Source organism: Aminobacter aminovorans (assembly GCF_900445235.1).
Lineage (GTDB): Bacteria > Pseudomonadota > Alphaproteobacteria > Rhizobiales > Rhizobiaceae > Aminobacter > Aminobacter aminovorans.
This window is the reverse complement of sequence record NZ_UFSM01000001.1, coordinates 3,456,337-3,478,470: the sequence shown is the minus strand read 5'-3', so window position 1 is coordinate 3,478,470 and position 22,134 is coordinate 3,456,337. Positions and strand designations below refer to the sequence as shown.

The window sequence follows — 22,134 nt, the reverse complement described above, 5'->3', positions numbered from 1 at the left end:
ACACGCTCAAATTGCGCGGAAAAGCGCCGCTGCTTGGGCCAAGCGTAGTTGCATTGGTGGCATGAGCGACTATATTCCGCGCACATTTCCGGGGTCCCGATGTGCGGTATCCCGATACTTTCTCAGGAGACATTCATGTTCGTCACGCCGGCATACGCACAGGCCGCCACCGCAGGAGCGCCCGACGTTCTCGTCAGCATCTTGCCGTTTGTGCTGATCTTCGTGGTCATGTATTTTCTGATCATCCGCCCGCAGCGCACCCAGCTGAAGAAGCGTGGCGAGATGCTCTCGGCGATCCGTCGCGGCGATACCGTCGTCACCGGCGGTGGCTTCGTCGGCAAGGTGAGCAAGGTCATCGACGATCATGAGCTCGAGATCGATCTGGGCAATGGTCTCAAGGTGACGGCGCTGCGCGCGACGATTTCCGACGTTCGGGTCAAGGGCGAGCCGATCGCCAACCAGAACGCCAAGAAATAACCGCAGGCGGGGTGATACCCACCGCTTCCAAGCCTTAACGGACGAGGCCAAATGCTCTATTTCTCGCGCTGGAAGACCATCTCGATCTGGGCCGTCGTGCTCCTCGGGGTGCTCTTCACCATCCCGAACATGCTGACCCAGTCTCAGGTCAATTCCCTTCCGGGGTGGTTTCCCAAGCGCGCGCTGACGCTTGGCCTCGACTTGCAGGGCGGCTCGCACATCCTGCTTTCGATCGACAGGCAGGATCTTGTCGACGAACGCCTGCAGGCGACGCGCGACGACATCCGCACGCTGCTGCGCGATGCCAAGATCGGTTATACCGGTCTCACTGGTACCGGCACCACCGTCCAGGTGCGTATCAGCGATGTCAACGAGATCGATGCGGCAAAAACGGCGCTGGCAGCATTGGTTGCACCGATGTCGTCGAGCATGTTCGGCACCGGCACGGTCAGCGAACTGTCACTTGAGGAACCTGAGCCCGGGCTTCTGCGCTACACGCTGACCGAAGGCGGTATCGACTACCGCGTCAACAATGCCGTGACCCAGTCGATCGAGGTCATTGGCCGCCGTGTCAATGAGCTCGGCACCACCGAACCGATCATCCAGCGCGCAGGCGCCGACCGCATCCTGGTCCAGGTTCCGGGTCTTCAGGACCCGACCCGCCTCAAGGAAATTCTCGGCAAGACCGCCAAGCTGACCTTCCAGATGGTCGACCAGTCGATGTCGCCGCAGGATGCCCTGCAGGGTCGCCCGCCGGCAGGCTCGACTGTGATGTACTCGCAGGACGATCCGCCGGTTCCTTACCTGATCGAAAACCGCGTCATCGTCTCGGGTGAAAACTTGACTGACGCCCAGGCAACCTTCGACCAGCGTACTTCGGAAGCGGTTGTTTCCTTCCGCTTCGACGGCAAGGGCGCGTCGCGCTTCGGCCAGGCCACCCAGCAGAATGTCGGCCGCCTGTTTGCCATCATCCTCGACAACCAGGTGATCTCGGCACCACGTATCAACGAACCGATCCTTGGCGGTTCGGGTCAGATTTCAGGTAGCTTCACCGCCGAAAGCGCCAATGATCTCGCTGTGCTGCTGCGCGCCGGCGCGCTGCCCGCAGATCTCACCATCGTCGAGGAACGCACCGTCGGCCCGAGCCTTGGCGCCGACTCGATCGCTGCAGGCAAGTTCGCCTCGGTGATCGCCGGCATCCTCGTCGTCGGCTTCATGCTGGTCGCCTACGGCACGCTCGGCATCATCGCCAACATCGCCCTTGCCGCCAACGTGGCGCTGATCATCGCGATCCTGTCCATCCTGGGTGCTACGCTGACCATGCCCGGAATCGCCGGCATCGTGCTCACCGTGGGCATGGCCGTGGACTCTAACGTCATCATCTACGAGCGCGTGCGCGAGGAACGGCAACTCGGCCGCTCGCTCGTACAGTCGCTCGATTCAGGTTTTGCACGCGCGCTTGCGACGATCGTCGACGCCAATTTCACCACCTTTATCGCCGCCCTGATCCTGTTCTACCTGGGTTCGGGCCCGGTTCGCGGTTTCGCCGTCACGCTCGCCATCGGTATCGTGACGACTGTGTTCACCGCCTTCACCCTGACCCGCTGGCTGGTTTCGATCTGGCTGCGCCGCGTCAAGCCCAAGGAACTGCCGAAGGGCGTCCGCTTCGTGCCCGACAACACCAGCGCTCCGTTCATGTCGTGGCGGCGCTATGCCTTCACGCTGTCGGCGGCGGCATCGATCCTTGCAACCGTGCTGTTTTTCTCGGTGGAGATGAACTACGGCATCGACTTCCGCGGCGGTACCAGCATCGAGGTGCAGGCAAAGACCGGAACAGCCGATTCGGCCGCCGTTCGCGCACGGCTGAGCGAACTCAACCTGGGCGACGTCCAGGTGCAGGAGTTCGGTGCCAACAATACGCTGCTTATCCGCGTCGAAGGCCAGAACGCCGGCGACAATGCCGAGCAGAGCGTTGTCGAGAAGGTGCGCGGAGAGCTTTCAAGCGAGTATGATTTCCGGCGTGTTGAATCGGTCGGACCGACGGTATCGAGCGAACTTGCCTGGTCGGGAACGTTGGGCGTGCTCGCCGCCATGCTGGCGATGCTGATCTACATCTGGTTCCGCTTCGAATGGCAGTTCGCGCTCGGCGCGATCCTGGCAACGGTGCACGACGTGACGATGATGGTCGGGCTCTATGTCGTCACCGGGATCGAGTTCAATCTGACCAGTATCGCCGCCATCCTGACGGTCGTAGGCTATTCGATCAACGACACCGTCGTCGTCTACGATCGCGTGCGTGAAAACCTGCGCAAATACAAGAAGATGCCGATCGAGCAACTGCTTGACCTGTCGATGAACCAGACGCTGTCGCGTACTGTGCTGACTGGCGTTACGACACTGCTGGCGCTGATTTCGCTCTACCTGTTCGGCGGCGAGGTCATCCAGTCGTTCACACTGGCCATGATCTTCGGCATTCTGGTCGGCACCTACTCGTCGATCTTTATCGCAGGTCCGCTGCTCATCCTGTTCAGGTTGCGGCCGGAGGGCGTCGACGACAAGGACAAGCCGGCAGTTCCGGCCGGCGCGCAGCCGACCAAGTCGTAAGTTATGGCAGGTCTGGTCATCCGCGAGGCGCATTTTCCGGGACGGGCGCCCGTCGACGCTTACGGCGACGGCGGCTTCCGTTTCGCCGATATGTCGCATCGCGGCTCGATCCTGTGCCTGCCGTCTGGCATCTATGGCTGGCAGCCTGTCGATCCGCAGGCGCTGCAGCCGTCCGATTTCGACAGGCTGTTCGCCGAGGCCGGGCAGGTGGAAATCCTGCTTGTCGGCATGGGCAAGGAATTGCGCCGCCTGCCGGAAGGATTGCGTGCGGCGCTGAAGGCCGCCGGGATTTCGGCTGACCCGATGTCGACGGGTGCAGCGGTGCGTACCTACAACGTGCTGCTTGCCGAAGATCGCGCTGTCGCCGCAGCCTTCATTGCTGTCGACTGACGTGCCCGGGGCAAACGACCCTAAGAAAGCCCTGTTGGATGCGGTTCGCGCTGCCGATCGCGACCGTTATCTCGCTGCCCTCTACGCGCCCGAGGACAAGCGCGCGGCGGTTCTGGCGCTCTACGCCTTCAACGCCGAGATTGCGGCCATCCGCGACCGCGTCAGCGAGCCGATGCCCGGCGAGATCAGGCTGCAATGGTGGCGCGACGTCATTGCGTCAGGCAACCGCGAGGCTGGACACCCAGTCGCCACAGCCCTGATCGCAGCGATCGAAACCTATCGTCTGCCTGTAGCTGCCTTCGACAACTATCTCGAAGCTCGCATCTTCGACCTCTATGACGACCCGATGCCGTCGCGGACTGATCTCGAAGGCTATTGCGGCGACACAGCCTCGGCGCTGATCCAACTGGCCGCACTGGTGCTCGATGCCGACGAGGCTCCGAAGCATGCGGAGCTTTCCGGCCATGCGGGTTGCGCTCAGTCGATTGCTGGATTGCTGCGCCTGCTGCCGGTGCATCGCGCGCGCGGGCAATGCTATGTGCCCCGAGACTTACTGGCTGCTGCTGGCCTGACGCCAGCAGAATTCGTCGCCGGCGACGATGCGAAATCGTCCGTTGCGATCCAGGCCATGATCGCCCTGGCACGTGAACATCTCCGAGCCTTCGAGCGTGGTGCCAAGGCGCTGCCGCAGACATTGCGGCCAGCCTTCCTGCCGGTGGCGCTCACGCCTGCCTATCTGGACCGCGTCGAGCGGGGTAAGGACGGCATGTCGGCGCTGCGCAAGCATCTCACCATGGTCGCCACCGCCTCCCGCGGGTGGCGTTAGACTATCGTTGACGTAAACGTCAACGATGCTAGTCTGCCACCGAAATAGCCCCAGAGGGCGGTTTCGGGAGGACATTTGTTATCATGAGTTTGCCAGTTCTGGTGGCGATGGTCGTCGTCGGCATATCAGCCGTGGTCGCCGCCGTGCATCTCAGCGGCGGTAGCGCCATGGCGCGATTGACGGGCACGGATCAGGCGCTCCAGCGATTTGTCGCGGACTTCCCTGATGTCACGGCCCGAGCGGTGGTCCTGACCGAGGATAGCGGCACGGCCTTCCTGCTGCTCGACAGCGGCTCTGTCGGCATCGTTCGCGGTATCGGCGACAAGTTCCTCACCCGCGTGGTGACCGCGGCCGATGTGGCTGACGTGATCACCCGAGATGACAGGATTATCTCGCTCCGCTTGCGCGACTTTACCTGGAAGGGGGGCGATTTCCGATTCGTGGATGCCGAGGCCGCTGACGCCATAACCGCTACACTTTCGGGAAAATCAGGCGCACTTGGCACCAGGGTAAAGGCGTGATGGAGAGCTACGATTTTCCCAAGGTCACCGAGCTTGCGATCCCGTTCTTCGTGGTCGCGATCCTGATCGAGCTCTGGCTGGTGCGCACCGGCAGGGCGAAGGGCGCCTTCGAAACGCGCGACACACTCACCAGCCTGATGATGGGCACCGGCAACGTGGTCGCCGGCCTGCTGCTCGGCGTCGTGTCCTACTGGGCGCTGCTCTGGGTCTGGCAATTCAGGGTCTTCGACCTTGGCCTGTCGCTATGGGTGTTCATCGCCGCCTTCCTGCTCGATGACCTCAGATACTACTGGTACCACCGCATTGCCCACCGCGTGCGCTGGGTCTGGGCCGAGCATGTGAACCACCATTCGAGCCAGCACTACAATCTGTCCACCGCGCTGAGGCAAAGCTGGACGGGGCTGTTCACCGGCATGTTTATGCTGCAGGTGCCGCTGGTGCTGCTCGGCTTTCACCCGGCGGTCATCGCCTTCGTCTTTGGCTTTAACCTCGTCTGGCAGTTCTGGATCCATACGGAGGCCATCGGCAGGATGTGGGCGTGGTTCGAATTCATCTTCAACACGCCGTCGCATCATCGGGTGCACCACGCCACCAACCCACGCTACCTCGACGCCAATTTTGCCGGCACGCTGATCATCTGGGACCGCATGTTCGGCACCTTCGTCGAGGAGCGGGAGGAGGATCTGCCGCGCTACGGCATCGTCCATAACATCGGCACCTTCAATCCGGTCCGCGTCGCCTTCCATGAATGGATCGGCATGTTCAAGGATGCGGCCGCACCCGGGCTCAACCTGCGCCAGCGCCTTGGCTACCTGTTCATGCCGCCGGGCTGGAGCCATGACGGTTCGCGCGAAACCTCGCAGAGCCTGAAAGCCGCCTATGTCAGGCGCAACCCCGAAGAAGCGGGCAAACCCGGATTGCCCGCGGCGCGGCCAATGCCCGGTGAGTGAGTTGGGTTCTATGCCGAGACGTGCTGCTCGCGTCGCGTGAAGAACAGGAAGCGATCAAGCCCGCGGGCGTTGACGTAAGAGCGGACGTCCTGGTGCAGTCGCCGGGCAACGCTTGCCGATGACGCATTGTCGGTGGCGACGATCGAGCCGATCAGGGGCTCGTTGGTCTCCGCGAAGCCGAAGGCCATGGCGGCACGGCCGGCTTCCAGCGCATAGCCGCGTCCGCGCGATTGCGGCGCTATGTGATAGCCGATTTCCAGCACGCGCATGCCGCCGGCATCCTGCCAGGTCGGGCCGCAGTCGCCGATCAGCGCGCCGCTTGCCTTGTCGATGACTGCCCACAGGCCAAAACCGTCGCTCGCGTAGCGAGCGCGGTTGCGCTCGATCCATTCGGCCGCCGCGACCTCGCTCGTCATCTCCGGATAAAATCGGCGGGCATAGTCGTCATCGAAGACCGCAAGGAGCGCGGCTGCGTCGCCGCGTTCCATTTCCCTGAGGACCAGCCGTGGCGTTTCCACAAGCGCCATGGCTGGATGCCTACTCCGCTGCCTGGGCTGCGGGAGCCATGCCAAGCCAGGCGCGACAATCGACGAGCGCGCGCGCCGTCATCGCCTTCTTCTTGGCAACCGTCTTTTCCTTGCCGCGCAGGCGCTTGCCTTCGACTTTCGGGGCTTCCATTACGGGGAACAGGCCGAAATTGACGTTCATCGGCTGGAACGAGCGCTTGCCTGGCTCATCGTCCGAGACGATATGGCCGCCGGTAATGTGATTGAGCAGCGCTCCGAAGGCGGTGGTGACAGGCGGCGCGCTGATCGCCTGGCCGAGGCGCTCGGCAGCGGCAAAGCGGCCGGCCAGCAGGCCTATGGCAGCACTTTCGACATATCCTTCGCAGCCGGTGATCTGGCCGGCGAAACGCAGGCCGGGTCGAGACTTGAGCTGTAGCGTCGAGTCGAGCAGGGTCGGCGAGTTAAGATAGGTGTTGCGGTGCAGGCCGCCAAGACGGGCGAACTCGGCGTTTTCCAGGCCCGGGATCATGCGCAGCACATTGACCTGCTCGCCATGCTTCAGTTTGGTCTGGAAACCGACCATGTTGTAGAGCGTGCCCAGCGCATTGTCCTGACGCAACTGGACAACCGCATAGGCCTTGACCGTCGGGTTATGCGCGTTGGTCAGGCCCATCGGCTTCATCGGACCATGGCGCAAGGTTTCGCGGCCGCGTTCCGCCATCACCTCGATCGGCAGGCAGCCATCGAAATAGGGCGTGCCTTCCCACTCCTTGAATTCGGTCTTCTGGCCGTCGAGCAGCGCCTGGACAAAGGCGTCGTACTGCTCCTTGTCCATCGGGCAGTTGATGTAGTCCTTGCCGGTGCCGCCGGGACCGACCTTGTCGTAGCGCGACTGGAACCAGCAGACACTCATGTCGATGCTGTCGAAATGGACGATCGGCGCAATTGCATCGAAGAAGGCGAGCGCGTCGGCGCCGGTGCTGGCGGCGATCGCCTCGGCGAGCGAAGGTGCTGTCAGCGGGCCGGTGGCGATGATCGTCTTGTCCCAGTCCTCAGGCGGCAGGCCGGTGATTTCCTCTCGGACGATTGATATCAGCGGATGCGCCTCGAGCCGTGCGGTGACGGCATTGGAGAAGCCGTCGCGATCAACGGCGAGCGCGCCGCCTGCAGGAACCTGGTTGGCGTCGCCGGCGCTCATGATCAGCGAACCTGCAAGCCGCATCTCTGCGTGCAGCAGGCCGACGGCGTTGGTTTCGGCATCGTCCGATCGGAACGAGTTGGAGCAGACCAGTTCGGCCAGGCCGTCGGTCTTGTGCGCGTCTGTGCCGCGCACGCCGCGCATTTCATGCAGGATGACAGGTACGCCGGCCGAAGCCACCTGCCATGCCGCTTCCGACCCGGCGAGACCGCCGCCGATGATGTGAATAGGTTTTGTGCTCATGGCGCCGGAATAATCCCTTGGCCGGGGGAATGCAACGATTGGGCGGCTTGCGAGTTGCGCCCGATGCGGGACAGTCACTAGGATATCGCCATGACGAGACGTACGATCATCCTTTTTGCTGGCCTCGTATCGATCATGGCCGGCGGTCCGGTCACGGAGGCCGTGGCCGCGCCGGCAAGAACCATCGACATCTGCCATGGTTATGGCTGCGCGTTTCGTTCGCGCCTCGTTCTTGGCACCAGTGACGACCGGAAGTTTGCAGCGATCATGGCCGCCGGCCGAGCCTCGCCGGAAGCCGAGCGCAAGGCGATCGCCCGGGCGGTCGGCTATTTCGAGAAGCGGGCGCAGCAGGTGACCGGCGTGCGCGACCAGCCACAGTCGGAGTTCGGCGCTTCGAAAATTCGCGGACAGATGGATTGCGTCGATGAGTCGACCAATACCGACGCGCTGCTGCGTTATCTCGCGCGTCGCGGCCTGCTCAAGCATCACAAGGTCGAAGCTAGGGATTCCAGGGGCTTCCTGCTCGACGGCCGCTATCCGCACTGGACGGCGGTGATCCGCGCACCCGACGCCGTCAAATGGGTTGTCGATTCCTGGTATGCGCCGATGGGCGGTGCGCCCGATATCATTCGGCTCGCCGACTGGAAGTCGCGTGGCGTGCTGGAGAGCGGCGCGCTGAACTAGGCGGCTATCTCACGAGATCGAAGGATGGCGCCCAAAACGACAACACCCGCCGGGGGAGGACCGGCGGGTGTTGGTTTTGGTGGTCAGCCTCAGGGAGGAAGAAGCTGACCTATTCGCCTTTGCCGGGGAGGAGGTCGGCGCAGGCTGAATTCTGTTCGCCAATCGAAGAGGGCGAAGCTCTCGGGGTAACAACACCTGCCGGGGGAGGAGGTCCGGCAGGTGTCGTTTTTGGTGGTCAGCTCATCGGGAGGAAGAAGCTGACCTATTCGCCTTTGCCGGGGAGGAGGTCGGCGCAGGCTGAATTCCGTTCGCCAATCGACGAGGGCGAAACTCTTGGGCTAACGACACCCGCCGGGGGAGGAGATCCGGCGGGTGTGTTAAGGTGGTCAGCTCAATGGGAGGAGAAAGCTGACCTGATCCATCTGGGTCGGGGAGGAGGTCGACCCGGACGGAAAGCTTGAATTAGATTGCGCGGCGGGCGATCGACTGGATCTCGCCACGATTGATGCCGAGATCGGCAAGCTGGCGGTTCGACAGACGGCCAAGCTCGTTCACCGTCTCGCGATATGCACGCCAGTTGCGGTAAGTGCGGAGCAAGTTCATTTCAGTTCTCTTTTCGGTTCGGACAGGTAGTTTGGGTAGATCGGCTTCGGTCAGATCGCCTTGCGAGCGACGAAGTGGATGTCGCTGCGGGTGATGCCGAGGTCGGTCAGTTCACGGTTCGACAGGCGGCTCAGCTCGGAGACAGTGTCACGGTAGCGGCGCCAGTTGCGGTAATTGCGGATCAGGTTCATCTTCGTTTTCCGTTCGTCTTCTTTTCTCTTCTGTGTACGGGGCGTAGATAGGACGCCCTTGCCTAAAATTGAAGCGCTATGCTCGCATGGCAGCAATGCGTTTTGTGCATTGCAACATTAATGAGCATTAAGCCTTCGGTCATAATTGTGACCGAATCTGAAATCCGCCATGATGACAACGGCTTGGCCCTGATGTGGTCGGCTCGGGCAGGGGGAAGCGACATATGGCGAGCTATGCCACAAAGGTGAAGAACGACATTGGCCGATGGGTCGCCAGCGGGCTCGTCGACCGCGCGACCGGCGATGCGCTGATCCGCGATGTCGAGGCCAACGAACGAAACGGGCTGAATTTCGGTTCGATCCTCGCCATGATGGCGGCACTGTTGTTCGCTGCGGCGATCCTGATCCTCATCGCCGCCAATTGGGAAGCGATACCGCGCGCGGGGCGCGTTGGTGCGCTGTTTGCCGTGATATTTGCGAGCTATGTCGGCGGAGCCCTGCTCAAGCAGCGTGACCATGGTGGCTTCGCCGAAGCCTTGTGGCTGATCGGGGCCGCGGCCTTCGGCGGCTCCATTGCGCTGATCGGCCAGATGTATCACTTCTCCGGTGACGAGGCGGCGGCGATCGTCACCTGGTCGATAGGCACAGCCATCGCCGCGGCAGCGCTGCGCTCGAATGCACTGACGGTCGCAGCAGTCGGCATCGCCGATGCGTGGCTGGTGACGAAGGGCTTCGAGCTGTTCCGCCGCTCGGAGTTCCCGCATCTCTTCATTGCATTCATGGCCGCGTATTGGGCGCTGTCGTTCTGGACGCAGAGCCGCTCTGCCCGGCATCTGATCGCGCTGTCGGTCATTCTTTATGCAGTGCTGCTCGGCTTTCACTACGAGTCGCTGGAGGTCGGGGTTGTGCTGGCGCTGGTCTCGGCAGCCCTGCTCGCCGTTGCAGCGCTCGCGCCGGCGGCTTCGGAACGTGTTGCCCAGCTTGGCGGGCGATTGTCGCTGCATGCACTGATCGGCTTCCTCTCCGGCATCGGCATGGTTCAACTCGACCAGATCGATGACGGAGGCTTTGTCATCGTTGCCGCCGTGGCGCTGGCGGTTATTGCGGCCGTGATCGTCTTCCTTGGCCGCGAGAGCCGCGGCTTGCGCTGGATCGCCTATATCGGCTTCGCCTTCGAGCTGGCCATCGTCTATATGGTGACGGTCGGCTCCATGCTGGGCACGGCGGGCTTCTTCTTCGCTGCTGCAATAATTCTCGCTGGCCTCGCTTATGCGATCATCCGCATCGAGCGAGGCATGAAATCACAGCCAGTGCAGGGAGCAGCATGATGGCCCGCTACAAGCTCGTTGTCGCCGCCATCGTTCTGGCACTGGCGCAGATCGGTTTTCTAGGCTCGATGATCGTGGGACGCGCAGCGATCCTGCGTGACGGCAAGGAAGTCCTGCTCAAGGTCGAACCCGTCGATCCGCGCGACCTGTTGCGCGGCGATTATGTCAGGTTGGGCTATGACATTTCACGCATAGAGGTGGAGAAGATCGCCAATTTGCCCCAGGGCGAACTGACGAGTGTGGAAGGACCTGTGGTCGTGCGCCTGAAGAAGGATCCCGACGGCTACTGGCGGGCGACATCGGCCTGGCTGGGGTCTGCGGAGACGCCTGCGCCGGGTGACGAGGTCGATATCCTCGGCCACATCTCCAATGGCTGGAGCCTGACGCCGGGCTCGACCGTCAGCGTCGACTATGGCATCGAGCGCTTCTACGTGCCCGAGGGCGAGGGGCTGGCAATCGAGGAGGAGATGCGCAAGCGCAACGCCGATGCCGAGCCCGAATTGCGCAGTTTTGGCATCAAGGTTGCGGTCGACAGCAGCGGCACCGGCCAGATCAAGGCACTGATGGATGGCGACACCATGCTGTTCGAGGAGCCGCTCTATTAGAACAGGACAGCGGTCCCACTGCATTACCAGGGGACGTGCAGCACCTCGATCTTGGGCAACCCGAGCGGCACGACGCCGAGATCGTTGGCAAGGGCGGCAAAGCCCTCGGTTTCGAGCAGGAACTTGTAGGGTATCTCCGGAAAGTTGAGGCCGCCGCGATGCAGCGCTGCGTCGACGAGCAGCATCGTCCCACCGACGCCGTCTAGATTGACGCTGTCGAGGTGACGCAGGTCGCTGAGGTAGAGCCTGGTGTTTTCCTTTGCCGGAGGCTGGTAGAGCCCGCCGCGCAGCGCGCGGTAGTAGCGGTAATCCTTCGGCTTGCGGAGGGTGGCAAAGCTGTTCATGTCGAAGCTGCCGCCGCCCGGCGCCACCGCGCAGTTGGGAACGACGATCCTGCCGCCTGAAGCGATCAGGCGCGAGATGGCGTCTGAGGGATAACGCCAGACGTCGATGTCGATCCACAGCGCCCAGTCGTCGCTGGCATCGAGCCCGTGGCGGATAAGATGGTTACGCACGGCCGCAATCGCTGCGCGGCGCTTGCGTTGAAGCTTGGGCTTCCAGCGCTTCGACCTTTCCATCTTGATGCCAAGGTCTTTCTTGAGCAGCACGACGTCGCGATAGGTACCCTTGAGCGTCGCGGTCGCCTGCGTCAGTCTTTGCCAGCTGTCGTCGCTGCTGTCGCCCTCGCAGAACACCAATTTAATGTGCTTCTTTGGATGATCGATCCGGGCGAGGGCGGCGAGGAATGGTGCGATGTGGTCGGCGGCATCGCGCAGCGGAACAAGTATCGCGATGTTGTTTCCCTGGGGGGGCGGACGTTTGAGGGCAGCAGGATCGACTGCCGCCTGCGCAGTAGTAACATCGAGTTGCTCGCCCTTGGTCAGGATATGCAGTGTTTGGTAATAGCTGTGCCGCAGACGTGCCAGCAGTGACGGTGGCCTGGGCTTGATCCACCATGTGCCGGCCCAGTGATGAACGGACAGTGTCGCGGGCGTCGCGACTTCCATCGAGCTGCCGCCACTGTCTGCCGGGCTGAAAAGTTCATGCGGATGGATCGCAAAGGCTGACTGGTCGGCGAAGCTGAGTTGCGCCGCCGTCAACAGGCACGGGCCGGTGGCATCGAGAACGTCCCGCGCATCCTTGACCAATGGCAAATAGGCGAGCAGGTGCGGCCAGAACGGGTGCCCCTTTGGGCTCGCCATCGTCCCATTGAAGAGAAGATGAGGCAGATTACGCAGGCGTGTCTGTGCGTCCGACTGACTTTTGGGTTCCTTGCACAGGATGACGCGGTTTTCGTCCAGCAGGCCATCGAACGGCGCGACGCATTCGCAATCGAGGTCGGCATAAACCCCGCCGAAATGGTGCAGCAGCATGTATCGTGCGGCATCGGCGCGTTGGACCCCGACACGGTAGCCGCAATAGGTATCGAGATATTCAGGATAATTTTCGGCGACGAAGTCGAGCAGCATTCTGTCGCTCCACAAGATGTGCCGCCAGCCCGGATTGTATTTCGTCCAACTCTTCGACCAGCCGAGGAATTCCTCGGGAATGCTGTCAGTCTTCCAGGTCTGATGAAGAATTTTGGGAATTGTCATGCAATGCCAATCAAACTCGTCTTTCAGTCATCCTGCGAGTCATGGCATTATTAGGCGAGGCTTATCAAGCCGTTATCGAGGGTTTCTCAGCTTACAAGAGGCTGGACCTTACGGCGCTTGCGATGGCTTCTGGACCGTAGCGGCTCGTGACCGTTTCGCGGGCACGAAGCCGCCGCGCCTGGAACCAGCCGGCGTCGTTGCATAGTGCTGCTGCACGCGCGGCGAGATCGTCGTCGGTTTCGGCAAAGTCGATGTCGACGCCGTCGACCAGGCCGAGACCTTCGGCGGCGAGCCTGGTGGCCACGACCGGCAGGCCCCAGGCCATCGCTTCCAGTATCTTCAGCCGCGTGCCGCCGCCGCTGACCAGCGGCACGATCGCCAGATGTGCGTGGCGGTAGAGCACCCCCAGATCGTCGGGATTTGCGATCAGTTCGACATCGGGCAGGGCAGCCACATCAGCCAGGCTGCGGTGGGGGCTGCGTCCGGCGATGATCAGCTTGGCGCCGCCGAGTGCCGTCTGCAGCTGTGGCAGGATCCGGGTGGCCAGCCGCCGCGCCGCTTCGAGGTTCGGGGGATAGTTGAGGTGGCCGACGAACAGTAGTGTCGGCTGGCCCTTGCTCATCGCGGGCTGGTCGGCCAATTGTTCTGGAATGAGGTCAAAGCGGGGGACGCCATTTGGGATGACGTCGGCGAGGGCCCGGCCGCCGGATAGGCTGTGCAGCCTGTCTCGATCCTGTTCCGAACAGACCCAGACCTTGTCCACCATGCGCAGCGACTGCAACTCCATGTCGCGCATGCGTCTGACATGGCGGGTCTTCTTTGAAAACAGCCCGGCCAGCCAGCCGGTTTTCGGCATCATCTGCCTGGCAAGGTCGGACTCGATGTTGTGCATGTCGAGCACGAGCGTCGGCGCCAGTGGGCGCAGGTGCTCGAGGAGAGGAAACAGCGGAATGCCCTCGACGACGATGGCATCGGGCTTGAAGTCGCGTGCCGCCGCCAGGAGGCGTGAAAGTGCTATTTGCGGGATGCGTGTGTCGATCGGGGTCCGGCGCTTGGCGAGACGCGGCGAGGTCGCGGCCTCGGCTGCATTGGCAAGGGCCAGTGTCGTTATCCTGTCGTCGTCGAGCGTCGCGGGTGCCGCCGGTGCATGAACCGATGCCGCCAGCACATCGCCCAGCCTGGCAAGCGCCTGGACATTCTGCCAGTTGCGCAGATCTCCACCCGAAACGGGTGGCCACACCGCATCGGAGGCAACGAGCAGGCTGCGTCGCGACCGGGCCGCGCCATTGCTGTCGGCCGTGGAGGTGGTACCTGAGGCATTTGTCGTTGCGTGCACGGCTGGATCACTCTCGATCAGAGGTTTCAGGTCCGCCGGGCAGAGCGTTTATGGTGCGGATGATAGGAGTCGAACCTACACGCCTCTCGGCACTGGAACCTAAATCCAGGGCGTCTACCAGTTCCGCCACATCCGCATGCGACCGCCAATCACATGTCGCCATCATTCTGTCAATCTCGGAGCGGAATTGACCTCGGCCGGGAGAAACCGCGAAGATAGTTGAAAATTGGCCACGCCTGTGACAAAAGGCCTGTCAAATAGGATGGGACGCAAAGGACCGTCTCTGAAAGATACGATAAGAAGTCGGAAAAACAATAACTTATCGGACTTTCGGAAGATGGCGGAGCCAAATGGGCCGCAACGGCGGGCCGGGATGCCGATTTGCGAACTTGAAGCCACCCCCGGCAAACGAATTCCGGCAGGCTGAACGGCAGGACGCCGTCCAAGCCGCGCCATACGTGAAAACAAAGGTTTGATGATGCAGGTCACCGAAACGCTCAACTCCGGCCTCAAGCGCGAGATCAAGGTCTCGGTCCCTGCCGGCGACATGGAAGCCCGTCTCGAGAAGCGGCTTTCGGCTGCCAAGGACAAGGTCCGCATCAACGGTTTCCGTCCTGGCAAGGTGCCGATGCAGCATATGCGCAAGATGTACGGCAAGTCCTTCATGGCTGAAGTGGTCAACGAGATCCTGACCGACTCGACCCGCACGATCATCGCCGAGCGCGGTGAAAAGGCCGCGATGCAGCCCGACGTCGTGATGACCGAGGACGAGAAGGAAGCCGAGAAGATCCTCGCCGGCGGCGCCGATTTCGAGTTCTCGCTGAGCTACGAAGTCATTCCGGCAATCGAGATCAAGGACTTCACCGACATCAAGGTGTTGCGCCCGGTCTACGACGTTCCGGAAAGCGAGATCGACGAGCAGGTCAACCGCGTCGCCGAATCGGCGCGCACCTATGAGCCGAAGACCGGCAAGGCCAGTGAAGGTGACCGCGTCACCATCGACTATGTCGGCAAGATCGACGGCGTTGCCTTCGACGGCGGTACGGGCGGCGACCAGCCGCTGGTGCTCGGCTCGAAGGAGTTCATCCCCGGCTTCGAGGACCAGCTGATTGGTGCCAAGGCCGGCGACGAGAAGCTCGTCACCGTGACCTTCCCGGAGAACTACCAGGCCGGACATCTGGCCGGCAAGGAAGCCACCTTCGACGTCACCGTCAAGGAAGTTGCTGCCCCCGGCAAGCTTGAGGTCAACGACGAGACCGCGAAGAACCTCGGCCTCGAGTCGCTCGAGAAGCTGCGTGACATCGTTCGCGGCCAGATCGAGAACCAGTTCGGCGCCATGACGCGCCAGAAGGTCAAGCGTCAGCTGCTCGACCAGCTCGATGGCGCCTACCAGTTCGAGGCTCCCTCCAAGCTCGTCGAAGCCGAGTTCGGCAACATCTGGAGCCAGGTGACCCGCGACCTCGAGATCGCCGGCCGCACCTTTGCCGACGAAGAGACGACGGAAGAAGAAGCCCGCGCCGAATACCAGCGCCTCGCCGAGCGCCGCGTGCGCCTCGGCCTGGTTCTCGCCGAGATCGGCGAGAAGTCCGGCGTGACGGTTTCCGACGAGGAGTTGCAGCGCGGCCTGTTCGACACGGTTCGCCGCTACCCGGCCAACCAGCAGCAGGAAGTGTTCGACTTCTATCGCAACAACCCGTCCGCGCTGGTCAACCTGCGCGCGCCGCTGTTCGAGGAAAAGGTCGTCGATCACCTGCTGTCGCAGATCTCCGTCACCGACAAGAAGGTGACCAAGGAAGAACTGCTCGCCGACGACGAGGACGAGACTTCTGCAAAGCCGGCCAAGAAGGCTTCGGCCAAGAAGGCAGACAAGGCTGAGAAGGCAGAGGGCGAAGAGCCCAAGAAGAAGGCCGCTCCGAAGAAGAAGGCCAAGGAAGCCGACGCCGAATAAGGCACTGCTCCTGGAATGAAATTCAAAAGGCCGTCGGCAATCCGGCGGCCTTTTCGATTCTCTCGTCCTTCGGGTGCAGTTCGGGCAGTGTAATTCGAGTCCAGCTGCTGCGCTGTCTAGATCAGCAGCAGGCCCTTCATGCTGGCAAAACCCTTCTTGCCGATGATGACGTGGTCGTGCACGGCGATGCCCAGCGGCTTGGCCGTGTCGATGATCGTCCTGGTCATGTCGATGTCGGCGCGCGACGGCGCGGGATCGCCCGACGGGTGATTGTGCACGAGGATGATTGCGGTGGCTGACAGTTCCAGCGCACGCTTGATCACCTCGCGTGGATAGACCGGCGTGTGATCGACGGTGCCCGTCTGCTGTACCTCGTCGGCAATAAGCACGTTCTTCTTGTCGAGGAACAGGATGCGGAACTGCTCGCGCTCTTCAAAGGCCATGGCCGCCCGGCAATAGTCGAGCACCTGGTTCCACGATGACAGCACCTCGCGACCGCTGATCTCGCCGCGCGTCATGCGTTTTGCCGCAGCTGCAACGATCTTGAGGTCCAGCGCGACCGCTGGTCCTATGCCCTTGACCTCTTGCAGCAGGTTGACAGGTGCGCCCAGCACTTCGGCGAAGGTGCCAAAACGGGCAAGCAGCGCCTTGGCTGCCGGCTTGGTGTCGGCGCGCGGGATCAGCCTGAACAGCAAAAGTTCGAGCAACTCGTAGTCGGCGAATGTGTCGCCGCCGGCTGTCGAGAAACGCTCGCGCAGCCGGTCGCGATGGCCGAGATAATGGGGTTTTTCCTGTGCGGTTTCGCGCTTGGGTTTCGGTAGCGACCGCTCGCCAAAGAAATCGCGCTCGTCGTGTTCTTCGGTCGCCATGCCCGGTATGCCGCCCCCGCCGGCCTCACAGCGCCGCGCGTTCGAACGAACGCACAAGATACGCTCTGACTCCCGGAATCGACACATCGTGCGTTCCGGCAATCGTTGCCGGTTTTCGCGCCGATGTTCGAGCCCGGTATGGCGATACTAAGCGGGCAGGCCCGGACGGTCGAGCCCCTTGGGCGACAGCGTGAAGATCTCGCAGCCGGTGGCCGTGACGCCGACAGTGTGCTCGTATTGGGCTGACAGCGAGCGGTCGCGGGTGACCGCCGTCCAGCCGTCTGACAACACCTTCACATGCGGCCGGCCAAGATTGATCATCGGCTCGATGGTAAAGATCATGCCCTGGCGCATCTCGACGCCTTCATTGGCGTTGCCATAGTGCAGGATGTTGGGCGCGTCGTGGAACAGCGCGCCGACGCCGTGGCCGCAGAAGTCGCGCACCACCGAGCAGCGCTCGGCTTCGGCAAAGGTCTGGATGGCCGCACCAATGGCGCCGGTACGCGCGCCCGGACGGACGGCGGCGATGCCGCGCATCAGGCACTCATGGGTGACTTCGAGCAGCCGCTCGGCGGCGCGCTTGATGGTGCCGACCGGATACATCCGGCTCGAATCGCCGTGCCAGCCGTCCAGAATATAGGTGACGTCGATGTTGACGACGTCGCCGTCCTTGAGCGGCTTGTTGTCGGGAATGCCGTGGCAGACGACGTGATTGATCGAGGTGCAGGACGACTTGGTGTAGCCACGATAGTTCAGCGTCGCCGGCAGCGCGCCGTGGTCCATGCCGTATTCGAAGACGAAGCGGTCGATGGCGTCGGTCGTAACCCCTGGTGCGACGCGGTCTACCAGCTCGTCGAGGCAACTGGCTGTGAGCTGGCATGCCTTGCGCATGCCTTCGAAAGCCTCGGCGCCGTAAAGACGAATCTGGCCGGTGTTCCTGAGGGGCGCCGTGGCGGCGTCGAGATAGCTGACCATTGACCTCTACCGGGTAACCTCTGTGTGCCCGCAACATCTGCGAGCCGAGCCGCAGATTTGGCACCGGACGCGTCCGGTTTCAACCGGCAAAGCCCCGTCAGGCGCGATATTGGTTGTTTAGGTAGCGAATTTGGGCGAGGTCAGCCGGGCGTGGTGGTGTTGGCGGTGTGGCCGAGGGTCTGTTTCGGGCGCGGAGCGGCAGGGTCTGCCGGCCGCAGCAACTCGCCATGCACCCAGCCCTTGCGCCCGGAGGCCGAGACCAGCGTCCATTTGCCGTCACGCGCGAACACTCGGACGCTCTCACCCTGCTTGAGGCTCGAAGTGACGGGGGCGGAAACGCTTGGACGCTGGCGCAGATAGACCGCGGTGCTGGTGTAGAGCACGTTGAGGGCGGCCGCACCGGCGCTCGCGGATTTGGGTGCTGCTTCGGCAGCGGTTGATTTCGGCCGTGGCAACGGCGTAGGCGGACGTGTGATCGAGGCGGTCTCGATCTCGCCGGCCGGCTTGCGCGGAGCACGTTCTCTGGCCGCAGGTGTTGCAGCTGCCACCTTTCGGGCCGGAATGTCGGCTTTGGGCTTCGGTACGGCAGCCAGCTTGCGCGGCGCGACATCAGCCTTCGGACGTGCCACGTCAGCTTGCGGGCGTGGCGCTACATTGACCTTCGGCCGTGTGACGGCGACATCCTTTCGCTCGGCGTTTTCCGTCTTGTACTTGTTTGCTGCCCGGGCCGGGCGATCGTCGAAGCGCGCTTTGCTGGGCAGATCCTGCGTCATGGCCCAACCGCCGGCGGCCAGTGCGCCGAGCACTAGCCATCTCAATTTGGGAAGGGCGAATCCAGACATGTCGTGAGTCTGGACTTCAGAGCTTAAAACCGCGTTGACGGAGCGCGGGGCGGTCGGCTCAGGCCTTCTTCACAAACTCGGTCCTCAGCACCAGCCCCTTGACCTGCTTGGTGTTGCATTCGATCTCACCAGCATTGCCGTTCAGGCGGATGTTCTTGACCAGCGTGCCGCGCTTTATCGTCTCGGACGTCCCCTTGACCTTCAGGTCCTTGATCAATGTGACGGAATCGCCCTCATTGAGCTGAGCGCCGTTGCTGTCTTTGACGATGATGTCGGACATGTCTCTTCCTTCCGTTGCCACGTCGCTGTGTCCGGTCGCAGTAGGTCGTCAAAGCGATGGCGTAAAGGGCCCCGTGCCTTTTAAGGCTTGGGCGCGGTGGCTGCTGCAGGATCGCAGGGTGGCTGGCCTTTGAAGTCGCGGGCCAGGCAGCCATATTTGTCGAATGTCTGGCCGCCGGTTCTTGCCGCTTTCGCCATGCCGCATGCCGTTACGGTCAGGCAGGCGAGCAGGGCGATCGTTACTCTTGTGGCATGCATCGCACTTCTTCCGGTTGGGCTGTTTAACGAATTAACGAATCGCAGGTCGCGGATGACTGTCGGCAACGGTATGGCAAAGCCCCTGCCGCCGCCACGAGCGAGGCTTGCAGTTGAACTGTAAGTGAATGGAAGATCCGGCGCACCAGGGGGAGCCAAGCGCTTAGAGCCAGCATCGAGCATTTCTGCTGTTTGCAGTCGTATGCCGTCGGTCGCGCCCCGGATCACTCGAACTGCAGATTTTCCTTGAGCAGGACTTCGATGCGGATGCGTTCCTGCGAGGCGAGGGGCTCGCGGTGGTCGGAGCGGGCGCGCATGATGCGCAGCGCGCTACGGACGGCATGGCCGGGATCCTGGGCGATCACGGCGTCGATACGATCGTCCATCAGCGCCTGTTCGCTGAACGGGGTGCGCTCGTGGGCGACGATGGTGAGCGCGCGGGCGCCTTGCGTGTTCCAGACCGCCGTCAGCGGCACGCGCGCTTCCGAACTCAGCACATAGACGGCGACTGTGTCGGGGTTGTGCTGCAGGTTACGCTTGATGATGAGGTCGGCACGCTTTTCGTCGCCGTAGGTTTCCAGCGACGGCAGCGTCTCGAGATGCGGGAACTGGGCATTGATGATGCTGTCGAAGCCGAGGCGGCGCTGAATGCTGTCGAGTGCCATCATTGTTTCGGCGACGACCATGATTTTGCCCGAGCGGCCGCCGATGAAGCGGCCGGCGATCTTGCCGGCGGTCGCACCCGCGGCAAAATTGTCGACGCCGACATAGTCGGCGCTCTCCAGTCGCTCCTGGCCCGACAGGAACTGCACGGCCTTGACGCCGCGCTCGACGAGCCGCACCAGCGCGTCACGCACCTGCGGCGATTCCGGAGCCATGACGGCGACGCCGTCCATCGTGTCGTGGTCGATGCCGGTGAGGTACTTCGCGACCTGGTGTGGGTCGCCCATCGCGATCTGGGCTACCTCGACCTCGGTGGAATCGGCGCGCAGCGCCTCCTTTGCCTCGGTGACGCGGGCGATGAGTTCGGCGAGATATTGATCCCCCGAGGTCGGAAGGACGAAGCGGAAGCGGTAGGTCTTGTTGCGAGCCAGAGCAACGGCAGCCGGGTTGCGCACGAAGCCGATGCGCTCGATGGCTTCCGCGACCTTTGTCGCCACCTTGTTGCTGACGTTCGGGCGCTCGTTCAACACGCGGTCGACAGTTGCCAGGCTGACGCCCGCGGCTTCCGCCAGGTCTTTTGTGGTTGGCCGCACGCTTTGATCCCGGTTTTCAATTCTGAACCAGATTTCTCCAACAAAAGCAGATTAAAAGCAAGTTTTGAGGTGCGCACCTCAAAAATCGCTTGCTTTGAGGTGCGCACCTCAATTATAACTCTGTTCGTGGTCGCTAGGAGGATTTGAGCGAGCCACGCAGGCGGCGCGGAGGAGACTGGCCCGCCGGGAAGATCATTCCGCGTCAGGTGCCCGACAAGGGCGTTTTCACCTTCCGATGGAGGTCGGAAGGATGGGAGGGAGGTCCCAGCCATGACATTTCGCCATGTTAGATCATTGGCTGCATTCGGCGCCGTTTTGGCCGCCGGCGTAGCCGCAACGAGCCAGGCCAGCGCAAAGGACCTGACTCTGTGCTGGGCCGCCTGGGATCCGGCCAACGCGCTCGTCGAGCTCAGCAAGGATTTCGAATCCAAGAGCGGCGTCAAGATGAAGTTCGAGTTCGTGCCGTGGCCGAATTTTGCCGACCGCATGCTCAACGAGCTGAATTCCGGCGGCAAGCTGTGCGATCTGATGATCGGTGACAGTCAGTGGATCGGCGGCGCCGCCGAGAACGGCCAATACGTAAAGCTCAACGATTTCTTCGACAAGGAAGGAATCAAGATGGACGACTTTATCCCGGCGACCGTCGTCGGTTACGCCGAATGGCCGAAGAATTCGCCGAATTACTGGGCGCTGCCGGCCTTTGGCGACGTGGTCGGCTGGAGCTACCGCAAGGACTGGTTCGCCCGCCCTGAACTGCAGGCTGAGTTCAAGCAGAAATACGGCCGCGACCTCGCGGTGCCGAAGACCTTCGCCGAACTCAAGGACATCGCTGAATTCTTCCAGAAGCGCGAGATCGATGGCAAGACTGTCTATGGCGCTGCGATCTACACCGAGCGCGGTTCCGAAGGCATCACCATGGGGGTGATGGATGTGCTCTACAGCTTCGGCTTCCAGTACGAGAACCCCGACAAGCCCTACGAGCTCGACGGCTTTGTGAACTCCGCCAAGGCGGTGCAGGGTCTGGAGTTCTACAAGCAGCTCTATGATTGCTGCACGCCGCCAGGTCATTCCGACGCTTACATGTCGGAGGACATCGACGCCTACAAGTCGGGCCAGGTCGCACTGCACATGAACTTCGCCTTTACCTGGCCCGGCATCAATGCCGATGCCAATGTCGGTGGCGACAAGTCAGGCTACTTCCCCAATCCGGCAGGCCCCGACGGCAAGGCCTTCGCCCAGCTTGGCGGGCAGGGCATCTCGGTTGTCTCCGCCTCGGAGAAGAAGGACGATGCGCTCGCCTATATCAAGTGGTTCGCCCAGCCCGAGATCCAGCAGAAATGGTGGCAGATGGGCGGCTATTCGGCGCTGCGCAAGGTCGTCGAAGACCCGGGTTTTGCCACCAGCCAGCCCTATGCGCAGACCTTCCTCGACTCCATGGCGATCGTGAAGGACTTCTGGGCCGAGCCGTCCTATGCCTCGTTGCTGCAGGCGGCACAGAAGCGCTTCCACGACTATGTCGTCGCCGGCCAGGGCTCTGCCCAGGATGCGCTCGACGGCCTCGCCAAGGATTGGACCCAGGTCTTCGACGACGAAGGCAAGTACTGACGGCCACAAAGGCGTGTCCCGCATCCTCCCAGCGGGCCATGGTACGGT

The 22,134-nt window shown here is 62.4% G+C and carries 23 protein-coding genes and 1 tRNA gene; 11 read left to right on the top strand and 13 right to left on the bottom strand.

The features are described from left to right. Positions 1 to 135 precede the first annotated feature (135 nt). The 6 genes from yajC (at position 136) to DY201_RS17095 (ending at position 5,768) form a co-directional block, all read left to right on the top strand. Complete coding sequence (gene yajC / locus DY201_RS17120; RefSeq protein WP_115732229.1) at positions 136 to 477, top strand: preprotein translocase subunit YajC; 342 nt, start codon at positions 136 to 138, stop codon at positions 475 to 477. 51 nt (positions 478 to 528) lie between these two features. Further along, on the top strand, positions 529 to 3,081 hold the full coding sequence (gene secDF, locus DY201_RS17115; protein WP_115732228.1) for a protein translocase subunit SecDF: 2,553 nt from the start codon (positions 529 to 531) through the stop codon (positions 3,079 to 3,081). 3 nt (positions 3,082 to 3,084) lie between these two features. After that, positions 3,085 to 3,471 carry an Mth938-like domain-containing protein gene (locus tag DY201_RS17110; RefSeq protein ID WP_115732227.1) on the top strand — a complete coding sequence of 129 codons (387 nt, stop codon included), beginning with the start codon at positions 3,085 to 3,087 and terminating at the stop codon, positions 3,469 to 3,471. Between the two features lie 34 nt (positions 3,472 to 3,505). Next, positions 3,506 to 4,297, top strand: coding sequence for a phytoene/squalene synthase family protein (locus DY201_RS17105; protein ID WP_115732226.1), 792 nt, complete (start codon positions 3,506 to 3,508; stop codon positions 4,295 to 4,297). An 83-nt stretch (positions 4,298 to 4,380) separates the two neighbouring features. After that, positions 4,381 to 4,818: a hypothetical protein gene (locus DY201_RS17100; protein WP_115732225.1), complete on the top strand. Its 438-nt coding sequence runs from the start codon at positions 4,381 to 4,383 to the stop codon at positions 4,816 to 4,818. Next, a complete protein-coding gene (locus DY201_RS17095; protein ID WP_172582934.1) occupies positions 4,818 to 5,768 on the top strand; it encodes a sterol desaturase family protein in 951 nt (316 codons plus the stop codon). The genes DY201_RS17100 and DY201_RS17095 overlap by 1 nt, the downstream gene beginning before the upstream one ends. Before the next feature lie 8 nt (positions 5,769 to 5,776). Here the strand turns inward: DY201_RS17095 and DY201_RS17090 are convergent, their stop codons facing one another. Continuing rightward, the gene (locus DY201_RS17090; protein ID WP_115732223.1) at positions 5,777 to 6,295 is read right to left on the bottom strand and encodes a GNAT family N-acetyltransferase; all 519 of its coding nucleotides are present in this window, start codon (positions 6,293 to 6,295) and stop codon (positions 5,777 to 5,779) included. Positions 6,296 to 6,305: 10 nt separating this feature from the next. Further along, the gene (gene trmFO / locus DY201_RS17085) at positions 6,306 to 7,715 is read right to left on the bottom strand and encodes a methylenetetrahydrofolate--tRNA-(uracil(54)-C(5))-methyltransferase (FADH(2)-oxidizing) TrmFO (protein WP_115732222.1); all 1,410 of its coding nucleotides are present in this window, start codon (positions 7,713 to 7,715) and stop codon (positions 6,306 to 6,308) included. A gap of 90 nt (positions 7,716 to 7,805) precedes the next feature. Here trmFO and DY201_RS17080 point away from each other — a divergent pair, with 90 nt between their 5' ends. After that, positions 7,806 to 8,399, top strand: a complete 594-nt coding sequence (locus DY201_RS17080; RefSeq protein WP_115732221.1) for a hypothetical protein — start codon at positions 7,806 to 7,808, stop codon at positions 8,397 to 8,399. A gap of 462 nt (positions 8,400 to 8,861) precedes the next feature. Here the strand turns inward: DY201_RS17080 and DY201_RS17075 are convergent, their stop codons facing one another. Both DY201_RS17075 and DY201_RS17070 read right to left on the bottom strand, forming a co-directional pair. Continuing rightward, positions 8,862 to 9,002: a DUF1127 domain-containing protein gene (locus DY201_RS17075; protein ID WP_018427695.1), complete on the bottom strand. Its 141-nt coding sequence runs from the start codon at positions 9,000 to 9,002 to the stop codon at positions 8,862 to 8,864. A gap of 50 nt (positions 9,003 to 9,052) precedes the next feature. After that, positions 9,053 to 9,193, bottom strand: a complete 141-nt coding sequence (locus DY201_RS17070) for a DUF1127 domain-containing protein (RefSeq protein ID WP_082496386.1) — start codon at positions 9,191 to 9,193, stop codon at positions 9,053 to 9,055. A gap of 224 nt (positions 9,194 to 9,417) precedes the next feature. On the opposite strand from DY201_RS17070, the gene DY201_RS17065 reads away from it, so the two are divergent. Beyond that, positions 9,418 to 10,521 (top strand): DUF2157 domain-containing protein, encoded by a 1,104-nt coding sequence (locus DY201_RS17065; RefSeq protein WP_115732220.1) that lies wholly within the window; start codon positions 9,418 to 9,420, stop codon positions 10,519 to 10,521. Then, positions 10,518 to 11,126 carry a GDYXXLXY domain-containing protein gene (locus tag DY201_RS17060; protein ID WP_115732219.1) on the top strand — a complete coding sequence of 203 codons (609 nt, stop codon included), beginning with the start codon at positions 10,518 to 10,520 and terminating at the stop codon, positions 11,124 to 11,126. Before DY201_RS17065 ends, DY201_RS17060 begins: the two co-directional genes overlap by 4 nt. 23 nt (positions 11,127 to 11,149) lie before the next feature. On the opposite strand, the gene DY201_RS17055 is transcribed toward DY201_RS17060, so the two are convergent. The 3 genes from DY201_RS17055 to DY201_RS17045 form a co-directional block, all read right to left on the bottom strand. Then, positions 11,150 to 12,721, bottom strand: coding sequence for a glycosyltransferase (locus tag DY201_RS17055; protein WP_115732218.1), 1,572 nt, complete (start codon positions 12,719 to 12,721; stop codon positions 11,150 to 11,152). Between the two features lie 91 nt (positions 12,722 to 12,812). Continuing rightward, positions 12,813 to 14,057, bottom strand: a complete 1,245-nt coding sequence (locus tag DY201_RS17050) for a glycosyltransferase family 4 protein (RefSeq protein ID WP_115732217.1) — start codon at positions 14,055 to 14,057, stop codon at positions 12,813 to 12,815. A 51-nt stretch (positions 14,058 to 14,108) separates the two neighbouring features. Then, a tRNA-Leu gene (locus DY201_RS17045) sits at positions 14,109 to 14,193 on the bottom strand. Positions 14,194 to 14,535: 342 nt separating this feature from the next. Here DY201_RS17045 and tig point away from each other — a divergent pair. Beyond that, a complete protein-coding gene (gene tig, locus DY201_RS17040; protein ID WP_115733839.1) occupies positions 14,536 to 16,005 on the top strand; it encodes a trigger factor in 1,470 nt (489 codons plus the stop codon). Between the two features lie 116 nt (positions 16,006 to 16,121). Here tig and radC read toward each other — a convergent pair whose 3' ends face one another. From radC to DY201_RS17015, 6 genes are all read right to left on the bottom strand, one after another. Continuing rightward, on the bottom strand, positions 16,122 to 16,874 hold the full coding sequence (gene radC / locus DY201_RS17035; RefSeq protein ID WP_115732216.1) for a RadC family protein: 753 nt from the start codon (positions 16,872 to 16,874) through the stop codon (positions 16,122 to 16,124). Positions 16,875 to 17,021: 147 nt separating this feature from the next. Then, positions 17,022 to 17,849 (bottom strand): type I methionyl aminopeptidase, encoded by an 828-nt coding sequence (map, locus tag DY201_RS17030; RefSeq protein WP_115732215.1) that lies wholly within the window; start codon positions 17,847 to 17,849, stop codon positions 17,022 to 17,024. A 140-nt stretch (positions 17,850 to 17,989) separates the two neighbouring features. Further along, positions 17,990 to 18,622: an SH3 domain-containing protein gene (locus tag DY201_RS17025; RefSeq protein WP_165915951.1), complete on the bottom strand. Its 633-nt coding sequence runs from the start codon at positions 18,620 to 18,622 to the stop codon at positions 17,990 to 17,992. Between the two features lie 127 nt (positions 18,623 to 18,749). After that, positions 18,750 to 18,971 carry an alkylphosphonate utilization protein gene (locus DY201_RS17020; protein ID WP_115732213.1) on the bottom strand — a complete coding sequence of 74 codons (222 nt, stop codon included), beginning with the start codon at positions 18,969 to 18,971 and terminating at the stop codon, positions 18,750 to 18,752. 80 nt (positions 18,972 to 19,051) lie between these two features. Next, a complete protein-coding gene (locus DY201_RS29095) occupies positions 19,052 to 19,228 on the bottom strand; it encodes a hypothetical protein (RefSeq protein ID WP_165915952.1) in 177 nt (58 codons plus the stop codon). A 221-nt stretch (positions 19,229 to 19,449) separates the two neighbouring features. Beyond that, positions 19,450 to 20,481, bottom strand: a complete 1,032-nt coding sequence (locus DY201_RS17015; RefSeq protein WP_115732212.1) for a LacI family DNA-binding transcriptional regulator — start codon at positions 20,479 to 20,481, stop codon at positions 19,450 to 19,452. A 270-nt stretch (positions 20,482 to 20,751) separates the two neighbouring features. Between DY201_RS17015 and DY201_RS17010 the strand changes: the two genes are divergently transcribed. Continuing rightward, a complete protein-coding gene (locus tag DY201_RS17010) occupies positions 20,752 to 22,086 on the top strand; it encodes an ABC transporter substrate-binding protein (RefSeq protein ID WP_115732211.1) in 1,335 nt (444 codons plus the stop codon). Positions 22,087 to 22,134: the final 48 nt, after the last annotated feature.